At 68.5% G+C, this 257-nt stretch carries 1 protein-coding gene; it reads right to left on the reverse strand.

The window, feature by feature from the left end:
• On the reverse strand, positions 1-251 hold a 251-nt coding region (locus tag ODJ79_RS47410), incomplete at its 3' end, for a phosphopantetheine-binding protein (RefSeq protein WP_411267458.1).
• Positions 252-257: the final 6 nt, after the last annotated feature.

Raw genomic sequence — 257 nt, forward strand, 5'->3', positions numbered from 1 at the left:
CGCAGCACCAGCGGCACGTTGTACGTCGAGCTCGGACCCTCCAACCGATACAAGAACCACAACCGGCGCTGCTCCGCCGACAACGGCACCCGCACCGGACGCTCCGCCACCACCACACCCGCACGAGCCCGACCCGCCGAACCCACAAACTCCGCCAACCCCGCCACCGACGGCCGCTCGAACACCACCCGCACCGGCACCTCAACACCCAAAACCGACCGCAACCGCGACACCAACCGCGTCGCACCCAACGAATG

Source organism: Actinoplanes sp. KI2 (genome assembly GCF_025630775.1).
GTDB lineage: Bacteria > Actinomycetota > Actinomycetes > Mycobacteriales > Micromonosporaceae > Actinoplanes.